Annotated in this window: 13 protein-coding genes and 1 tRNA gene; 8 read left to right on the top strand and 6 right to left on the bottom strand. The window is 40.0% G+C overall.

The window, feature by feature from the left end; translation table 11 throughout:
• Positions 1–6 precede the first annotated feature (6 nt).
• The 7 genes from LZF87_RS02160 (at position 7) to LZF87_RS02130 (ending at position 10,637) form a co-directional block, all read left to right on the top strand.
• Positions 7–1,185: a DUF2062 domain-containing protein gene (locus LZF87_RS02160; RefSeq protein ID WP_244340994.1), complete on the top strand. Its 1,179-nt coding sequence runs from the start codon at positions 7–9 to the stop codon at positions 1,183–1,185.
• Positions 1,186–4,854 (top strand): MMPL family transporter, encoded by a 3,669-nt coding sequence (locus LZF87_RS02155; RefSeq protein WP_244340992.1) that lies wholly within the window; start codon positions 1,186–1,188, stop codon positions 4,852–4,854. It begins immediately after the preceding gene.
• 3 nt (positions 4,855–4,857) lie between these two features.
• Complete coding sequence (locus LZF87_RS02150; protein ID WP_244340974.1) at positions 4,858–6,381, top strand: phytoene desaturase family protein; 1,524 nt, start codon at positions 4,858–4,860, stop codon at positions 6,379–6,381.
• A 1-nt stretch (position 6,382) separates the two neighbouring features.
• Positions 6,383–8,044, top strand: a complete 1,662-nt coding sequence (locus LZF87_RS02145; RefSeq protein WP_244340956.1) for a C45 family autoproteolytic acyltransferase/hydolase — start codon at positions 6,383–6,385, stop codon at positions 8,042–8,044.
• Positions 8,044–9,333, top strand: coding sequence for a phenylacetate--CoA ligase family protein (locus LZF87_RS02140; protein ID WP_244340953.1), 1,290 nt, complete (start codon positions 8,044–8,046; stop codon positions 9,331–9,333). The genes LZF87_RS02145 and LZF87_RS02140 overlap by 1 nt, the downstream gene beginning before the upstream one ends.
• 6 nt (positions 9,334–9,339) lie before the next feature.
• Positions 9,340–9,413: transfer RNA gene (locus tag LZF87_RS02135), tRNA-Ala, on the top strand.
• Between the two features lie 246 nt (positions 9,414–9,659).
• Positions 9,660–10,637 (top strand): c-type cytochrome, encoded by a 978-nt coding sequence (locus LZF87_RS02130; RefSeq protein ID WP_244340951.1) that lies wholly within the window; start codon positions 9,660–9,662, stop codon positions 10,635–10,637.
• 109 nt (positions 10,638–10,746) lie between these two features.
• On the opposite strand, the gene LZF87_RS02125 is transcribed toward LZF87_RS02130, so the two are convergent.
• From LZF87_RS02125 to LZF87_RS02100, 6 genes are all read right to left on the bottom strand, one after another.
• The gene (locus tag LZF87_RS02125) at positions 10,747–11,301 is read right to left on the bottom strand and encodes a hypothetical protein (RefSeq protein WP_244340949.1); all 555 of its coding nucleotides are present in this window, start codon (positions 11,299–11,301) and stop codon (positions 10,747–10,749) included.
• A 61-nt stretch (positions 11,302–11,362) separates the two neighbouring features.
• Positions 11,363–14,767, bottom strand: coding sequence for a hypothetical protein (locus LZF87_RS02120; RefSeq protein WP_244340947.1), 3,405 nt, complete (start codon positions 14,765–14,767; stop codon positions 11,363–11,365).
• A gap of 59 nt (positions 14,768–14,826) precedes the next feature.
• On the bottom strand, positions 14,827–15,927 hold the full coding sequence (chrA, locus tag LZF87_RS02115) for a chromate efflux transporter (protein WP_244340945.1): 1,101 nt from the start codon (positions 15,925–15,927) through the stop codon (positions 14,827–14,829).
• A gap of 4 nt (positions 15,928–15,931) precedes the next feature.
• Complete coding sequence (locus tag LZF87_RS02110) at positions 15,932–17,185, bottom strand: aspartate kinase (protein ID WP_244340943.1); 1,254 nt, start codon at positions 17,183–17,185, stop codon at positions 15,932–15,934.
• A gap of 78 nt (positions 17,186–17,263) precedes the next feature.
• On the bottom strand, positions 17,264–17,737 hold the full coding sequence (locus LZF87_RS02105) for a GNAT family N-acetyltransferase (RefSeq protein ID WP_244340941.1): 474 nt from the start codon (positions 17,735–17,737) through the stop codon (positions 17,264–17,266).
• Between the two features lie 4 nt (positions 17,738–17,741).
• On the bottom strand, positions 17,742–18,587 hold the full coding sequence (locus LZF87_RS02100; RefSeq protein ID WP_244340939.1) for a M48 family metalloprotease: 846 nt from the start codon (positions 18,585–18,587) through the stop codon (positions 17,742–17,744).
• Between the two features lie 135 nt (positions 18,588–18,722).
• Between LZF87_RS02100 and fbp the strand changes: the two genes are divergently transcribed.
• The gene (fbp, locus tag LZF87_RS02095; RefSeq protein WP_244340937.1) at positions 18,723–19,730 is read left to right on the top strand and encodes a class 1 fructose-bisphosphatase; all 1,008 of its coding nucleotides are present in this window, start codon (positions 18,723–18,725) and stop codon (positions 19,728–19,730) included.
• The last annotated feature ends 11 nt before the right edge of the window (positions 19,731–19,741 follow it).

Genomic DNA, 19,741 nt, shown 5'->3' with positions numbered 1-19,741 from the left:
CACATCATGAATGCCAATCCATCTTTAAGCGAGCGAATTGAAAAGCATAAGCTGTGTGTTATTATTCCAACCTACAATAACCACAAAACGCTGCGTCGTATTGTTGACGGGGTTTTAAATTATACTCAAAACTGTATTGTTGTCAATGACGGTTCAACCGATACCACCAAAGAAATTTTAAGTTCGTATCCGAATATTACCCAAATTCATATATCGAAAAATCAAGGGAAAGGAAATGCCCTTCGTGAAGGTTTCAGAAAGGCAAAAGAATTAGGGTATCGTTATGCTATCACGATTGATTCCGATGGTCAGCATTTTCCAAGTGATATTACTGTTTTTCTGGATAATCTGGAAAATTCTGAAAAAGAAGTACTGCTAATTGGTAACCGAAACATGAATCAGGACGGAATCCCTAAAAAGAGCAGTTTCGGGAATAAATTTTCCAATTTTTGGTTTTGGTTTGAAACCGGAATCGAACTGGAAGACACGCAATCTGGTTATCGCTTGTATCCGCTGGAATCGATTCCAGAGCGCTTTTTTACCAAAAAATTTGAATTTGAAATCGAAGTCATTGTGCGAGCTGCATGGAATGGCGTCGAGGTAAAGAATGTTCCGGTAAACATTTTATACGATCCGAATGAAAGGGTAACCCATTTCCGCCCTTTTAAAGATTTTACCCGAATAAGTATCCTAAATACCGTTTTGGTTATCATCACCATTTTGTATATCAAACCAAGAGACTTTTTTAGAAGTTTTAAAAAAAAAAGTATAACGGAGTTCGTTCGTGAGGACATTTTAGCCAGTTCCGATTCGTATACCATCAAAGCCCTTTCCATCGGGTTGGGGGTTTTTGTTGGAATTGCCCCTTTTTGGGGGTTTCAAACGCTGATTGTCATTTCTTTAGCTGTACTGTTACGCTGGAACAAGGCATTGGCCTTCGCGTTTTCCAATGTGAGCGTTCCGCCGATGATTCCTTTTATCATTTATGGTTCACTTCAAACCGGTGCTTTCTTTGTAGGAAATAAAGCCCAATTTACTTTGGGAAGTCCGATAACAATGGAACATGTAAAAGAACATGTCATTCAGTACATAATCGGGAGTTTTGTTTTAGCTACTGTAATGGCAATTCTTTTCGGAGTTGGAAGTTATTTGTTACTTTCGCTCTCGAAAAAATCAGGGACTTAAATGCACATTTATTTTATAAGAATTCATCATTTTGTTCAGCGAAATAAGCTGGCAGCTGTAGGAATTGCATTGGCTTTCCTTTTGGTTTTTGGTTTTTTCGCTTCCAAAATTAAATTTGAAGAAGATATTACCCGTATCATTCCGAAAAACGACCAAGCCGATGTTACGGCAAAAGTGTTGCAGCAACTTAATTTTTCGGATAAAATAACCGTAATTATTGAGAAAGGGAAAGGCGGAACGGTAGATGATATGGCTGAAACGGCGACTGTTTTTTTAGACAGTGTGGCTTCCTGCAATGCCTATATAAAAGACATACAAGGAAAGGTAGACGAAGAAAGTATTCAGGAAACATTTGATTTCGTGTACAATAATCTTCCTTTGTTCCTTGAAGATAAAGACTATGATCGCATTGAGCAGAAACTCAATAAAGACAGTGTGGCAGTTCAGGTCGATAAAAATTACCGCACCCTTATTTCGCCTACCGGAATCGTAGCGAAAGATTTTATTTTAAATGACCCTCTCGGCATCTCATTCATTGCTCTGAAAAAGCTGCAACAGTTGAGCATAGGCGACGAGTTTCAACTTAAAAACGGTTTTCTGGTTACTAAGGATGAGTCGAAACTGCTGCTGTTCATCAATCCTAAATTAAGCGGAAGCGAAACCGAAAAAAACACGCTTTTCGTTGATAAACTTACCGCTATAAAAACCAATTTAAACAAACAGTTTGCCGGAAAAGCAAGTGTGGATTATTTTGGGGCTTCCCTGATAGCCGTGGCCAATGCAAAGCAGATTAAGCGGGACATCATCACAACCATTCTGGTTTCGCTGGGAACCCTTATGCTGATCTTAATACTGTTCTACCGGAAATTGCTTGTGCCGGTAATTATTTTTATTCCGTCTGTTTTCGGAGTGCTGTGCGCCATTGCCTGCCTGTATTTTATCAGAACCACAATTTCGGCCATTTCATTAAGTGTTGGTGCTGTATTGCTAGGTGTAACTATTGATTACTCCCTGCATATTCTTACGCATTACAAGAATAACAGCGATTTGAAAACACTGTACAAAGACATTACCATGCCGTTGATCATGAGCAGTAGCACGACGGCTTTGGCATTTTTGTGTTTATTGTTTGTGAATTCCGAAGCGCTTAAGGATCTGGGGATTTTTGCCGCGATTAGTGTAGTGGTTTCGGCCTTGTTCTCTTTGCTGGTTATTCCGCATTTGTATTACCCTAAAGTCGGCGAACAGGACCGAAAAACAATATTGGACAAGGCGGCAGGCTTTTCATTTGAGCGAAATAAGTTTCTGATTGTTTCAAGTATAGTTGTCATCATTGTCAGCTTTTTTACTTTCGGAAAAGTGAAGTTCAATAACAATCTTTCCGAATTGAATTTTGTCCCAACCGAAATCAAAAAAGCAGAAGCCAAGCTGGAAAAAGCGACTAATTTAACGTCAAAGTCCATCTATCTGGCGTCTTATGGTAACTCGGCTGAAGAAGCGGTTTCAAATGCCAATTCATTGTTTCGTACCTTGTCATCGGATAAAAAGAATAATACGATCCTGAATTTCAGTTCTATTGGAGGTGTGGTGCTTTCAAAGGAAATGCAGCAACAGAAAATAGCAAAATGGAATGCTTTCTGGACGCCTGAAAAAAAGAATATCCTTCAGCATAATTTAATTTCAGAGGGGAGCGTGATCGGATTTAAACCTCAATCGCATCAAACGTTCTACGATTTACTGCAAAAGGATTTTTCGCCAATCGGTTTTGAAACGTACGCAAAAGTGAAAGCTTTGTTTTTAGATGAATTTGTCGCTTCCAAAAATGGATTTTATACGGTTTCATCGGTTGTAAAAGTCTCCAATGAACAGCGTGACGCTTTTGTGCAGAAAGTTTCAAAGGAGAAGAACGTGTTGGCAATTGACAGGCAGCAAATGAACGAAACCTTTTTGGGGAAACTCCGCGACGATTTCAATGATTTGGTAAACTATTCCTTTGTAGCGGTAATTCTTATTTTGTTTGTGTTTTTCCGCCGTATTGAACTGGTAATTGTCAGCACCATTCCAATTGTGATTACCGGATTGGTTACTGCCGGGGTGATGGGGATTTTGGGTATTCAGCTGAACATTTTCAGTACGATTGTATGTACGCTTATTTTTGGACACGGAGTCGATTTCAGTATTTTCATGACCAGCGCACTGCAGAAGGAATACACCACCGGAAAAGATGAAATGCCGACCTACAGGACTTCAATTATATTGGCTGCTTTAACAACAATTCTTGCCATCGGCGCCTTGATTTTTGCTGAACATCCGGCATTAAAATCGATTTCGTCGGTTTCATTGATTGGTGTTTTTGCGGCCCTGCTGATTACGTTTATATTCTATCCAATTTTGTTCAGAATCTGTTTTATAAACAGGGCCAAAAAAGGAAAATCGCCTATATCGTTAAGGTTGTTGCTGCATTCTACGCTTTCATTTCTTTATTACGGATTGGGTGGACTCTTTTTTTCATTGACAGGAAAAATGTTGTTGAAAATCTTGCCGGTTAAGAAGGAAGTGAAGATGATGTGGTTTAGGATGATCATTTCGAAATTCATGAAATCGGTTTTGTATTCCAATCCATTTGTGAAAAAACAGATTATCAACAGACATGTTGAAACGTTTGATAAACCTTCGGTAATTATTTCCAACCACACTTCCTTTTTGGATACGTTGGCTGTTGGTATGGTAACGCCGAAAATCATTTATTTGGTTAACGACTGGGTTTATAACTCACCTATTTTTGGACGTGTTGTAAAATTGGCGGGTTATTATCCGGTTTCACAAGGTGTGGAAGGCAGCGTAGAACATTTGAGGGAGAAAGTGGAGCAAGGTTATTCTCTGATGGTTTTTCCGGAGGGTTCTCGCTCGGAGGACGGTGTAATCAACCGTTTTCACAAAGGAGCTTTTTATCTGGCAGAACATTTTAATCTTGATGTACTTCCGGTATATATCCACGGAAATGCAGAGACTTTGCCTAAAGGTGATCACATTATTTATGATGAAAATATATCGGTGGTTATCGGTAAACGAATCAAAGCTGATGACATTTCTTTCGGGTTGAATTACTCAGAACGCACCAAAAAAATAAATAAGCATTTCAGGGAAGAGTATGCTCTTTTGCGCACGGAATTGGAAGATGAAAATTATTTCAAAAACAAGTTACTGCTCAGCTTTCTCTATAAGGAACAGGAAGTGAGAAGAGTCGTGAAATCCAATTTCGCGCAGAGAAAATCATTATACTTCCGATTGAATAAAGTATTGAGCGATGATGCGAAAATTTTACATATCGCGGATGACTTCGGCCAGTTGGACGCATTGTTAGTGCTTCAGCAGCCAAAAAGAAAAATCGAGAGTTTTATGCAGGATCCGGAGAAAAGAGAGATAGCTTCGTCAAATTATATTTTGAAAAAACGACGACTTACTTATCTGGATTCGGTTTCGGAAAATAATAAGAAAGCCAATGTTTTATTGGTTTCATCCCAACGTTCTGATTTTGTCAAGCAGATGGAACTGGACAATGTGAATAAAATTGTTTTAATTGATAATTTTGAATTGAGAAGCCATTTTGTAAATCAGGGTTTTGAAGTAAGCAGTAAGGAAGAAGGTTTACTGGTTTTAAAGAAATAAAAAGTGGATAAAAAATACGATGTAGTAATTGTTGGTAGTGGTTTGGGAGGACTGGTTTCGGCCATTATCCTTGCAAAAGAAGGAAAAAGCGTTTGCGTATTGGAAAAAAATAACCAATATGGAGGCAATTTGCAGACTTTCGTGCGCGAAAAAACCATCTTTGATACCGGTATTCACTATATTGGAGGGTTGGAAAAAGGTCAGAATCTTCATAGATATTTTTCGTATATTGGCATCATGGATCATCTTAAGCTCAAAAAGATGGATGAGAATGGGTTCGATATTATTTCTTTTGGCGATGATGGAACCGAGTATCCTCATGCGCAGGGCTACGAGAATTTTATCCAGCATTTGCTGGTACATTTTCCGGATGAGGAAAAAACTATCCGAACGTATTTAGATAAGCTGATTCATACCTGTGATTCCTTTCCGTTGTATAATTTAAAGCGAGGTGAAGGGTATCAAAACGAAATCTTGTCCATCAACGCAAAAGCTTATCTAGATGAGTTAACCGACAATGAAAAACTTAAAGCGGTTTTGGCAGGATCCAATTTTTTATATGCCGGAATTGCTGATAAGACGCCGTTTTATGTTCATGCACTTTCTGTAAACTCATACATTCAAAGTTCGTGGCGTTGTATAAATGGGGGGAGTCAGATTACAAAACAACTGATTAAGCAACTCCGAAAATATGGTGGTGAAGTATACAAACACCGGGAGGTAGTTGCCTTTGATTTCGAAGACGGGAAACTGGCTTCGGTAAAAACACGAAATGGAGAAGTTTTTTTCGGAGATATTTTTATTTCCAATATAGAGCCGAAAACGACCCTTAAAATGATAGGTGAGGATAAGTTTAGAAAATCCTATTACAGCAGAATTCAGGGTTTGGAAGTGCTGCCCTCTGCTTTTAGTCTGTATATTGTTTTTAAACCGGAATGTTTTCCTTATCTGAACCATAATTATTATCATTTCAAAGACAGCAGCAGGGTTTGGAATGCGAACGAATACGCCGATGCTTCCTGGCCCGAGTCATATATGGTTTCAATGAATATATCTGAAGAAAATCAGGTCTGGGCCGAAAGCCTAACGGCAATAACGTATCTGAGATTTGAAGAATTTTCCGCATGGGAAGATACACATAATACCGTTTCCCAAAAGGAAGATCGAGGGGCTTCGTATGAAAAATATAAAAGAGAAAAGGCGGAAGTTTTCATTGCCGAAATTGAGAAAAAATTTCCTGGGATACGTGATTGCATTCAATCAATGCACACGTCGACTCCGCTTTCCTATCGGGATTATATCGGAGGGTATCACGGAAATTTATATGGTTATATGAAAGATTCGAACGATCCCATGAAAACGTTTATTTCGCCAAGAACCAAAATAGATAACCTTTATTTCACAGGACAGAGTGTCAATATGCATGGTGTTTTAGGGGTAACAATTGGGGCCGTTGCCACTTGTTCGGAAATTTTAGGAGGAGGCGATTATCTTATAGATAAAATCAACCGGGAATCGGGACAGTAAAATGAAAAAAAGGATTCAAATATTGCTTTTTATAGGACTGGCTTTTTGCTTGTTTTCCTGTGGTACGTATAATTCGGTACACCATCGACCTCAAATTGAGGTATATAATCAGGAAAAACCTATAATTACAAAATATTCGGACACCCTTTTTTCTTCGGGAACTAATTATCTCATTAAGAACAAACAACAACTTTGGGAATTGTATGTTTCCGGAGATGCGCTTCAGCTCGGACTTATAAACGGCGGTCTTAGTGATACATTGATAAAAAAACAGGAACGCGTATTTTTTACCAAAATTAAGGACATTATTCCGTCTAAATTTAAGCAAAGAATATTGCGAAATTTTCTGAAATGGTACAATCGAAAATTGTATCTCAATGTTCCGGAAGAATACCAAACGGAAATTTATGGCATTTCACGATACAATTCTGACGATTACCAGTTTATAGCTCCCAATTATTTGCGATCGTTATATCTTCATGCAGCCCATGATATCGGACATGCTTTGCAGGATCTGGCTTTGGTGGGATGCTCCTCAATGGCTGCCTGGGATGACAAAACTACTGATGGTGAATTGTTGATCGGAAGAAATTTCGATTTTTATGCGGGAGATGAATTTGCTCAAGATAAAATAGTCGCTTTTGTAAGGCCGGAAAAAGGCCATCCGTTTATGTCGGTGACCTGGGGCGGAATGATAGGAGTGGTGTCAGGTATGAATCTGGAAGGATTGACCGTAACGATAAATTCGGGCAAATCGGAAATTCCTTTTGTTGCAAAAACACCTATCTCAATTGTGGCGAGAGAAATTTTACAGTATGCTTCAACTATTGACGAAGCAATTGCCATAGCTAAAAAAAGAGCCGTTTTTGTGTCCGAATCCATTATGATCGGCAGCGCGAAAGATAAAAAAGCGGTTCTGATTGAAGTTTCTCCTGAAAAATTTGGTATTTATGAGGTGGTAAACAGTAACCAATTGGTTTGTTCCAATCATTTTCAGAGTGAAGCCTACCATTCAGACGAACGAAATCAGGATCATATTGTCCAAAGCCATTCCAAATATCGTTTTGATCGTATGCAGGAATTGTTAGCTGAGAAAGACAAGATGGATCCCCAAAAAATGGCTGAAATAATCCGAAATACAGGAGGGTTGAAAAATGCTCCGTTAGGCTATGGCAATGAAAAATCGGTAAACCAGCTATTGACACATCACAGTGTTATTTTTAAGCCTGAAAGCAGAATGGCATGGGTGTCTTCCAATCCCTACCAATTGGGTGAGTTTGTGGCCTATGATCTCAAAGCTATTTTCAGTAAAAAAGGAAATGATTTTGTGGTTTTAGGAACGGATTCTCTAAACATTCCTAAAGATCCTTTTTTAAGCACGGAAACTTACCGCAATTATGAGGAATTCAGAACTCAGGACGGAGTTATGGATGAGGCCATTAAAGAAGATCTTAATTTAAGTGCAGGTTTTATCAAAGATTATCAGAATAACAACCCTGATTTTTGGCGTGTGTACTTTAAAACGGGGAAATACTATTATGAAAAAGGATGGGATGCAGCCGCTAAAATAGAATTTGAAAAAGCCCTCACCAAAGAAATTACAACAGTCCCGGATCGATTACTTATTGAAAACTATCTGAGAAAAATAAATAAAAGACGCTGATGATACCGGCAATAGAAAAAGCAACGTTACAGGAAATCAATGCACTTCAGGAGCAAAAGTTGCAGGAAACACTAGCATATTTAAGTGAAAAATCACCTTATTACAAGGCGCTGTTCGCTCGTGAAAAAATCGATATTCAGTCTGTAAAAACCATTAAGGATTTACAGCAGCTGCCCACCACTTCCAAAACAGACCTTCAGGTTGATAATGACGCCTTTTTTTGTGTGCCCATGCATGAAATTATTGATTATGCGACTACTTCGGGGACATTGGGCAGTCCGGTTACCTTTGGTTTGACCGATAAGGATCTGGACCGTTTGGCTTATAATGAAGCGATTTCGTTTGCTTGTGCCGGAATCCAAAAAGGGGATGTAGTACAGCTGATGACGACATTGGACAGAAGGTTTATGGCAGGTCTTGCTTATTTTCTGGGATTGCGAAAACTGGGAGCGGGCATTATCAGGGTTGGAGCAGGTATTCCCGAATTGCAATGGGATTCGATTCTGAAATACAAACCCAAGTATCTGATTGCCGTTCCATCTTTTTTATTGAAAATGATTGAATATGCAGAAAATAAAGGGATTGACTATAACGCTTCAAGTGTAAAAGGTGTGATTTGCATTGGGGAATCATTGCGTAATCAGGATTTTTCACCTACGGTATTAGCAGAAAAAATTACCTCAAAATGGAATCTGCAGTTGTTTTCGACTTATGCTTCAACGGAGATGAGTACCGCTTTTACGGAATGCGAATATTTTCAGGGAGGTCATCAGCATCCGGAACTAATCATCACCGAAGTTCTGGACGACAACGACAACCCAGTAGCAGAAGGGGAGAGCGGAGAGTTGACTATTACTACTTTAGGAGTAGAAGCAATGCCATTATTGCGTTTTAAAACGGGAGATATCGTTAAGTTGCATACCTCACCGTGTGCATGCGGAAAAAATACGCCACGTGTTGGTCCGGTAATTGGCCGCAAGCAACACATGATAAAATACAAAGGAACGACACTTTATCCGCCGGCCATGCATGATCTGCTGACTTATTTTGAAGGAGTTCAAAGCCATTTGATTGAGATTTCCTCCAACGAGTTGGGTACCGATGAGATTTTGATCCGTATAGCTTCTAATAATCCTTCAGAAGAGTTGCTGAATCATATTAAAGATCATTTTAGAGCCAAACTTAGGGTTTCGCCAAAAGTTGAATTTGTTGCAAAAGATATCCTAAATAATATTATATTTGCACCAGAAAGCCGCAAACCTATAACTTTTATAGACAAACGGGTTTAAAATATTGGGGATGTAGCTCAGTTGGCTAGAGTGCTTGACTGGCAGTCAAGAGGTCGTGGGTTCGAGCCCCATCTTCTCCACAGTTAAAATTTAAGACCCTTGCAAACGCATTGTTTGCAAGGGTCTTTTGTTTTTGCATCAATTGTTTATCTGTAAACTTCTCTGAACAACTTCCTTTATTCGTCAAGCGTACTGAATATTCGGATAAACGCTATCGGAAATTTCATGTTTTTTTAATAAATTTATCAGCCTGCTTTTCAAAGGTTTAGAATGTGTTTACCGTGCCCTGATTCTTTAAGTCGAGTTCAATATTAAAAATGAATATTATGAATGGAATCAAAAAAACACTGTTGATTTTGGGATTGCTTTTAATTGTTGTGGTTTTCTCGGCAATGCTGTATGTAAAAATGGCGCTTCCCGATGTGGGTGAGCCCCCAGCCATGAAAGTGGTAGCTACCCCCGAAAAAATTGAAAGAGGAAGATATCTGGCCAACCACGTTACTATATGTATCGACTGTCATTCCAAAAGGGATTGGTCTAAATTTTCAGGGCCTATAGTACCTGGCAGTACTGGAATGGGGGGTGAGTTGTTCGATCAGAAATTTGGTTTTCCCGGCTCGTATTTTTCCAAAAACATTACGCCTTCAGGAATCAGCGATTATACAGATGGAGAGCTTTACCGTGCTATTACTACCGGTGTGAACAAAAAAGGGGAAGCGATGTTCCCTGTGATGCCATTTCATAATTACGGTAAGATGGATCCCGAAGATGTTAAGGCAATCATTGCATATGTCCGTACATTGGCGCCAATCGAAAATAAAATCCCGGAATCTTCATCAGACTTCCCTATGAATTTCATCATTAATACCATACCGAAAAAAGCAAATCCTTCCAAAAGACCGGATCCGAACAATACTGTGACATATGGGAATTATTTGGCTACGGCTGCTTCCTGTGTCGATTGTCATACCCAATTTGAAAAAGGGAAATTTGTTCCCGGTATGGAATTCGGCGGCGGAAGGGAATTTCCGTTCCCGGATGGTTCTATAGTGCGTTCCGCTAATATCACGCCCCACGGGTCAGGAATCGGGCAATGGTCTAAGGAAACCTTTATCACTTTGTTTAAGTCACATGAAGACCTCTCAAAAATTCAGACGGGTATTAAACTTGGAGAATACAATTCCATAATGCCCTGGACTATGTATGCAGGCATGAAAAACGAAGATTTAGCGGCTATTTATGATTATTTGAAAACATTAAAACCTATTGATAACAAAGTCGAAAAATTTACAAAAGGGGGATAATTACTCTATCAGACGTTTTTTGATAAAGCAATTGTCGGAAAATAAAAACACGAAAAGCTGCGATACTCACGTAGCTTTTCGTGTTTTTTATTATTGGATAAAGTGTTTTTTATGATTTCGGTAAAGGAGCTCCAACGGCAATATCACAACGGTGACCGGCCTGACCATGCGGAGGGTTCATTCCCGGTGCTGTTTCAGTTGTAGGAGTACTCAACAGTTCCGGAACCGCTGAATTTTGGGACGATGTAGTCGTATTTCCTGTTGGAGTAAGGCTTGTCGGGGTAACTGTGAAGTTCTGACTGTTTGTTTTTTGAGCTTGTGTTACTCCTTGAGGTGGTGTCGGTTTCCCTGGAGGTGAATTCAAAGGAGCCCCCACCGGGATGTCACAACGGTGTCCGGGTTGCCCGTGAGCCGGATTCATTCCTTTAGCAACAACAGGCTGAGCCGGAGGTGTAACCGTTGTAGTCGTTTGAGTCGGCGTAACGGTCATATTTTGCTGCGGTTGTACAGGCTGTTGCGACACATTAGTTCCGTTTACGATCTCATACACTGAAGGTACCGGTTTTTGATCTGCTGTATTTTTTTCGGCTGTTTCCTCTTTTTTACAGGAAACTAAGGATATAGTGGCTACTATAAGCAAGCCTGATATGGGTTTTATAGTCATCTTTCAAAATTTGATAAACTCAAAGATAGTGTTTATTACGTTGTTTTTGAAATGTAACCTGTTAAAAATAAGCTCTTAATTGAATGCTTCCCGTATGGATGGTCTGACTGGTTTCACTTTTTCGTCCCTGATAATTGACATTCACATCCAGATATTGGGTTAAATTTTTCTGAAGAAGTAAATTCCACGTCAGGTTTTTTCCGGGCTGCAGCCCTTCCAGCATCTGGTAAGCTACAGGTGAGAACTGATTACCATCAAAGGCATTTTTATAAAATGAAAATTCTCCGTTAGCTGTAAATTTCTTTTCAGAGGAATAGTTGAATGAAGTTCCCATCCTGTGCCGGTTTAGTTTTTCCATGGCATTAATCTGGTTTTCTTTATTCTGAAATTCATAGAAAACATCCCAGCTGGCATTTTGCGAAAAAAGATAGGAAACTTTCGGAGCCAACAGATAGCCTTTTAGGACATAGTTTTTACTGGCATAATTTTCGGAATCGACCCTGCTTGAAAGGGTTTGTCCGTCAAAATTGAATAACCATATTTTTTGCACCAGATGTGCATATTGCAGTTGATGGGAATACGATCGGTTTTCTTGCGATCCGGCAGAAAGAAGTGCTTTAGCATGGATGTTAAGGTAAGTATACGTTACCGAATGAAGTTGTTTTCCTCTGTTGTAAAATAAACTGTTGCGGAAGGTTGAATTCATCCCTAACAAGTCTTTGTCACTGGAAGAAAACGGATTTAGGTCAAAATTGTCGCCTTTACGTTCAATTTTACGATCCATCAAAAAAGAAGTCTGATTGTAAAAATAGGACAGTATTTTTTTGTAATCCGTTGCATTTTGCCACTGGATCGGATTCAGAGTGAGGGATTGCGAAAATTTATTCTGGTGGGTTTTTACATAAATCTGATTCGGAAGAAAAACGCGCACATAGATTGCCAAATCCGGATACGGCGCTACTTCGAACTCCTGCAATTCCTGAACGCCGTTGCCGTTATAATCGTTCCAGGTGTAAACTCCCTGGCCGGGTTCGACCTCCAGATAAGTATATTCCTGTTGTGCAAGGGTTCCTGAGCCTGTTTCGTAAGTCGTAGCGGTCTGAATCAACTGATTGAAAAAACGATCGGTATACAATATGCGGGAATTCAATGAAGGCTCATCCGCGCGTGCAGGGTCCTCAAACTTAAGATTACGGTAGTTAACAAAAACACCCAAATCACTCTTTTCGGTTTGTATCAGTTTCGATTTGAGATAATAAGAATCCGAGGTGTTTACTTTTTGAATAAAACCGTTCTGCAAACTGTCATTACTTCGATGCAAATACCCGATTTCGGTAAATACTTTGGTGCTGTCGCCGCGTCCAATGAAAGTGCCGAATTCTTTGTAGCGCTGACTTAAAGGCGAGAATGCATCGGTAGCCTTGTTTTTTTCTTTATTGTTTTCCATACGGAAACTGCCGCCCACCCAATTCCTTTTGAAATGGTATTTTGCCAGGGTCTGACTTCGGATAAAACGGGAATCAGTTTCCCTTGAATCACTCTGTAAGGCACTGCTGTTGTTGGAGAAGGTCCATTGGTTCAGTTTGAATAAACCATCGACTACATGGCGGGTTCCCGTAAAGTTTTCCGTAAAGTCTAATTTTTCCAGTTGATAACGGGCGAATCCTTTACCGGGTAGTTCAAAGTTAACTCCGGAAATCAGCAAACTCTGATCGCCTTGCGGATTGGTTAAATTCCAGTCACGATTAAACTCAATGGTAAACAAACGCTCAATGGTTCTGAATTCTTTCTGTACGAATTGGTAATCGGCAAATGCATCCACATTCCATTTACGAGAGAAAAGACGTTGTTTTGCATTGATTTTTCCCGCGACACCCTGATTGTCATTGTCGTCAATGGAAGAAAACATGTTTTTATCGTTATTGCTTAGACCGAATTCAAAATCAACATGGGTTTTTTCACTCGGATTGTATTTTCCCAAAACGGTCGCAATCTGAATTTTCGTGGGCGGAACCAATCGTGTAATGGGTTCATAATTTCCTTGTGGAATACCTGCAATCGGTGCCACATATTCGTAAATTCGACCGATAGCCTGATTGCTTGACAAAACATAATTCCCGAGATTGTTGCCTAACAGCGTAAATTTTACATTATACAGCACATCGCCTGGATTGTTGGAATATTCAAAAACTTCTATGCTGCCTAGCAGTACTTTTTTATACAGAATTTTATTTTCCGAATAGCTGTCTTCGTAGGCAGAAGGAGATATCATCAAGTCGGGATTGTCACCCGCATCAACTAGTATCTGGGCCTGTTCCGGAGACAAGCTTTGCTGTAAAGGCTGGTTTTTTACATCGTTTTCAGAATATAGAAAAGTGCCTATGCTCCATTTCTCGCGTTCGTGGGTTACGCCTCCATAAGTTACGAATCGGGTGTAGCTCCTTTCGGAATATTGATATTCTACGTTGATACGCATTTCCGAAGTTATCGGGAACAAAGAAGTAAATCGGATTTCACCGGCGTTGTAATCGATGATATAATCGTTGTTTTCGCCGCGTTCCAGCAGTATTCCGTTCACATAAACCCGTTCAGAACCAGAGATTACCAAAACATACAATTCGCCGTTAGGTCCGGTTAGTTTGTATGGTCCCTGATTACCCTCCTGTCCCGTAAAGGTACTTTTGGCATATTGCCCGCGAACAATGGCTCCAGATACAAATAAATCGGTTTTGTTTTCCGGTTGCCCAAAGGTAAAATGTGTGGAGAGGCCTTGTACTTTCTTGTTGAAATTCAAAAAGCGGGATTGCCGGTTTTCCAGAAACAGGTCACCGGCGCGAATGGCCCAACTGTCGGAAAACAATTCCACGAAAATCTGGTCGAATTCATCCAGTTTTTGCGAATAACCACCTTCCTGTAGCGGAATATTACTGTCTTGCAAGGAAGCACGCAGACTTACTTTTTCCGAAATTTTTCCGGTAATCTGTAAGTCGAGATTGGAATTTACCACCACGTTCTGATTGTTTCCCACGGTAACCCCGCGCGAAATACTTCCCGAGGTGTTCAATCCGTCAAAAGGTTTGAAGGTTGTAATCGGCTCCCGGGAAACCCGGTACAGATTCTGGCCTGCTTCGTTGCTGACAACCCGGCTTTGGTCGTAAATGCTATATTTTTTGGTCAGATATTCGGGAAATTTTAAATAGCGTACCGTAAGCGTGTCCTGGGTTTGAAAATCGTTTCGGAAAACCAAGGTTCCTTTCTGATAATCGACTTTGTAATAAAGGGTGTCGATTTCGTTGCCGGATCGGTCTAAAAGTTTAAAAAATTCCTTGTTGATACTAGTGCTGTCAATCGAAACCGGCTTTTCGGATACCGCAATTTTTTTGGTTTGATAAGGCGTTTTGATTTCCTGAGCCCATACGACAGAAAAACAAAGAAAAAAAAGAAGTAAATACGCCTGTTTCAACATAACTACTATAACTCGAATTTGCCAAAAGTAGTGTAATTAATCGAGAAATTCTCCCCGTTTTATACCAATGAAAGCAGATAACCCAAAAGCGAGCCTCCTAAAACCACCCATGCGCTGTTTGTTTTTCGAAAACCAAAGGTTATTATCAGGCTTATGGATGCAATGAGTATGGTTTTCCATTCGGTTACAGATTCTTTTCCCATAATGAAACAGACAACGATGATCAATGCCACCGAAGCCACATTTACGGCATCCAGGAAGGAAGAGAAAAGAACGGAATTCCGCATTCTCTTCACCAAAGGATTCAATGCAGCCACAAAGACAAAAGATGGAAGAAATATTCCGATAGTTGCCACCAAAGCGCCCGCATAACCATTAATCTGATAACCAATGAACGTTACGGAAGAAAAAACTGGGCCGGGACTAAATTGCCCGACAGCTATGGCGTCAATGAGTGTTTGTCTTGAAAGCATGCCGGTTTGTACCAGTTCCGAATCCAGAAAGGCGAACAGGACATAGCCGCTACCGTATAAAATCGAACCAATTTTCAGAAAGATGAAAAAGAGTTGGCTGTTGGAAGCTGTAATCAGGCCAATAGGTATAAAACTGTTGGCGTGTTTTCGGGAATTTTTTAAATAATGTACGGTCAAAGCCAGCAATCCGGATCCGAAAAGCACGACGATTTCGTTAATTCCTAAAAAAGAAGCGGTCAATGCAAGGAGACCTATTACAACCAGGAAATTGGATTTTAAGGAAGTTTTTGCCAGAGGATAAATTGCGGAAAGGATGATGGCAATAATGGCGGGTTTTATGCCGTAAATGAACGGTTGAATTTCAGGTAACGTTCCGTAGTTTTTATACAGCCATGCCAAACCCAGTGTGATGAATACAGCGGGAAGGATAAAGCATAGGCCTGCGAGTACAAGGCCTTTCCAGCCTCCTTTTTCTTTGCCCAAGTGTATTGCCAATTCCGTACTGTTCGGACCGGGAATCAGGTTGGTGGCTCCCACTAAATCCATAAAGTGGTCGTCGTTCATCCATTGGCGTTTGCGAACGACTTCATCCCGCATCATGGCAATATGAGCGGCGGGTCCGCCAAAAGCAATCAGCCCCAGTTTTAAAAACAGTTTTCCGATTTCTTTCAGCGAACCCTGCTGCATAAAATTATTCTTGTGTTACGATCTGCATCGTTTCGCGGCTCATTTGTTTTACCAGAACCGTTTTGTCTTTCTCTACCATGCTGATGGCTTTGTCGGTAAAATGACGAATGGTGTATAGCGATACATTTTCGTTGTAGAAAATTTTGAATTTCTTCGCCAAGATGTTTTTCAGTTCTCCAAAATTACCAAACTTGTCTTCAATACAAACAGAGAAACTGATGGCAGTATTCTGAATCAAACTTACCTTGATTTTGTATTTGTGGAACAAAGCGAAAATTTCACTGATGTTTTCCTCCATGATAAATGAGAAGTCGATGGAAGAAAGGGAAAGCAACAATTGGTTTTTCTTTACAATGAAACATGATGTTTCCGGTTCCAAATGGCTTCCTTTGGCAATGCTGGTCCCTGGTAAAAGCGGATTCAAAAACGATTTTACATACAACGGAATCTCTTTGCTTTGAAGCGGCTGTAACGTTTTCGGGTGGATAACCGAAGCTCCGTAAAACGCAAGCTCAATAGCTTCACGATACGAAATCTGATTTAATAAAGTCGTGTTCTCGAAATATCTCGGATCGGCATTTAAAACTCCCGGAACGTCTTTCCAGATGGTTACGCTTTCGGCGTTTAAACAGTAAGCAAAAATAGCAGCTGTATAATCGGAACCTTCACGACCTAAGGTAGTTGTGAAGTTGTTTTCATCCGAACCCAAGAATCCCTGAGTGATGTTCAATACTTTTCTCTTTATGTTTTTGGAGATCGTTTTCTGAGTAGTATCCCAGTCTACGATAGCATCACGATAGGTGTTGTCGGTTTTGATGAAATTACGAACGTCAACCCAATGGTTTTTAATGCCCGCATGATTGAAGTAATGACTTAAAATGGTAGTCGAAATAATTTCTCCCATACTTACAACCTGATCATACACGAAGTTGTAATTTGGAGATTTGTTCGAGCTTAAGAAGTACTCTAAGTCAAGGAAATGTTTGTTTACGGCAGTGAAGACAGCGTTTTTATCATCTTCAAACAAATCCAACAAAATTTGGTTGTGGTATTTCTTTATTTCCTGAATCGAAGCGTTCAATTCCTTGGACTTCTCGAAATAGTTCTTGATTACCAACTCCAATGCATTGGTTGTTTTTCCCATAGCCGAAACTACAAGAAGTACATCTTCATAACCTACCTGTTGTAAAACACTGTGTACGTTTTTAATACCGGCGGCATCTTTTACGGAGGCTCCTCCAAATTTAAAAATTCTCATGTTGTTTAAAAATTTCAATCCCGAAAATCACTTCGCAATCCGAAATCACCCTTTGGGATTGATCGTTGTTAAATATAGTTAGTTGCCATTTAAAAAGGCTTCAATTCCTTCTTCGTTCATTTGGACCACTCTCCAGTCGTCCAATACTTTTGCTCCCGATTTTTCATAGAAATCAATGGCGTTCTGATTCCAGTCCAATACATTCCATTCGATTCTTCGGACACCGTTGGCTTTTCCTTGTTTCATGATTTCGGTATAAAGGGCGATTCCCAAACCGGTACCACGCATCTTTTCTTTTACGATAAGGTCCTCCAAGTGAATGGTTTTTCCCTTCCAGGTCGAATATCGGTAATAATACAATGCCATGCCTACAATGTCACCATCCACTTCTGCAATGAAAGTGTGGAATAATGGATTGGTGCCAAAACCGTCGCTTACCAAATCGGCTGCAGTAACCACTACGGCATCGGGTTCCTTTTCGAAAACAGCCAGTTCGCGGATTAAATCCAATACGGCCGGCATGTCTTTTTCTGTTCCTTTCCTGATGAGCATTGTTTTATTTTTTCTTTTTCTTAGTTGTTGTAGTCTTTTTGGCTGCCGGTTTTGCCGTTTGTTTTACGTAAGGCTTGTATAAGCCGTCTTTCTCAGCTCTGGCTTTTGCATTGGCAGCTCTCTTTTTTGGATCAGGGTGAGAACTCATCATTCTTTCAATGAAAGAGGATTGTTGTCCTTCACTTAATTTGGCAAGAATGGTAAAAGCCGATTCGACAGCATTCACATTGTATCCGTTACGTTTCATGAAATCATACGAATACATATCGGCATCCGATTCCTGTTTCTGGCTGTATTGGCTGTCGATAACCGCGCTGCCTATTTTGGCTAACTGACTGTCGGTAACTTTTGCTACACTGGCAGATTGTGAAGCAGCAGCATCGGTTAAAGCTTCTTTCTGATAGGCTGTCTTTATGGCGTCTCTAGAATCGTGATTGGCTACGTGTCCGATTTCATGTCCGATTACGGCTAAAAGTTCGTTGTCGTCCATGATGTCCATCAGTCCGGAGAAGACTCTTACGCTTCCGTCGGCGGTTGCAAACGCATTTACTTCTTTTAATTTGTACACTTTGAAGTTAAGTGTCAAGCCTTTTTCGCTGGCGTGTTTTCCGAAAACTCTCTTTAAGCGGATGGCGTAAGGATCTTTGTCGTCGGCTACCGGATTTTCCTTGTCCATTTTGGCAACCGCTTCTCTGGAAAGGTTTGCAGCATCGGCATCGCTAAAAGTAAGGCCGGTAACTCCTTTTTGAACCGCTCCTAAAGCTTTTTCTCCTAAATTGATTTGTGCACTAACAGTTTGCAATCCTAAAACCGCAAATAATGTAGCAAGAAGTAAAGGTGTTTTTTTCATATCGAAATTATATTAAGATGGAACACATTAATATTTATTTTTATATTCGTTCAGAAGTGAATATTATTTGAAAAAGTTGCTTTAAAAATCAAAAATATGATTAATATTTGCAACTGCAAAAATGACATGCTAACAATGAAACAGCGCAAAAATACCTTAGGTGAGTTTATCATCGAAAAACAAGAGGAATTTAAGTATTCCTCCGGAGAATTATCACGTATTATCAATGCTATCCGTTTGGCTGCAAAGGTAGTAAATTATAAAGTAAATAAAGCCGGTTTGGTTGATATTGTTGGAGCAGCCGGAGAGCAGAATGTGCAGGGTGAAGACCAGCAGAAATTAGACGTTTATGCCAATGAGGTTTTTATTCAGACGTTGATCAACCGTGAAATCGTTTGTGGTATTGCTTCAGAAGAAAATGATGATTTTATTGCGATTCACGGAAAAGCTGGAGACGATAATAATAAATATGTGGTTCTGATGGATCCTTTGGACGGGTCTTCTAATATCGATGTGAATGTTTCTGTAGGGACCATTTTTTCGGTATACCGAAGAGTAACACCTATCGGAACCCCGGTTACCTTGGAAGATTTTTTACAGCCAGGCGACCAGCAAGTGGCAGCGGGTTATGTAATTTACGGTACGTCAACTATGTTGGTGTATACTACCGGACACGGCGTAAACGGATTTACATTGAATCCGGCAATCGGAACGTTCTACCTTTCGCACCCAAACATGCAATATCCTAAAGACGGTAAGATTTATTCGGTAAATGAAGGAAATTATATCCACTTCCCGCAAGGAGTGAAAGATTATATCAAATATTGTCAGATGGAAGAAGGCGATCGTCCGTATACTTCTCGCTATATTGGTAGTTTGGTATCCGATTTCCACCGAAATATGATTAAAGGTGGTGTCTATATTTATCCGACAAGTTCAAAAGCTCCAAAAGGAAAACTGCGTTTGTTGTACGAATGTAATCCGATGGCTTTTATTGCAGAACAGGCAGGAGGAAAGGCTTCAGACGGTTATCAAAGAATCATGGAAATAAAACCAACCGAACTGCATCAAAGAGTTCCGTTTTTCTGCGGAAGCCAGAACATGGTGGAAAAGGCAGAAGAATTTATGACGAAATACAAGTAAAATAAAAACTC

Source organism: Flavobacterium enshiense (genome assembly GCF_022836875.1).
GTDB classification, from domain to species: Bacteria; Bacteroidota; Bacteroidia; order Flavobacteriales; family Flavobacteriaceae; genus Flavobacterium; species Flavobacterium enshiense_A.
The sequence above is the reverse complement of the archived record's forward strand: the minus strand, read 5'-3'. Positions and strand labels throughout refer to the sequence as shown.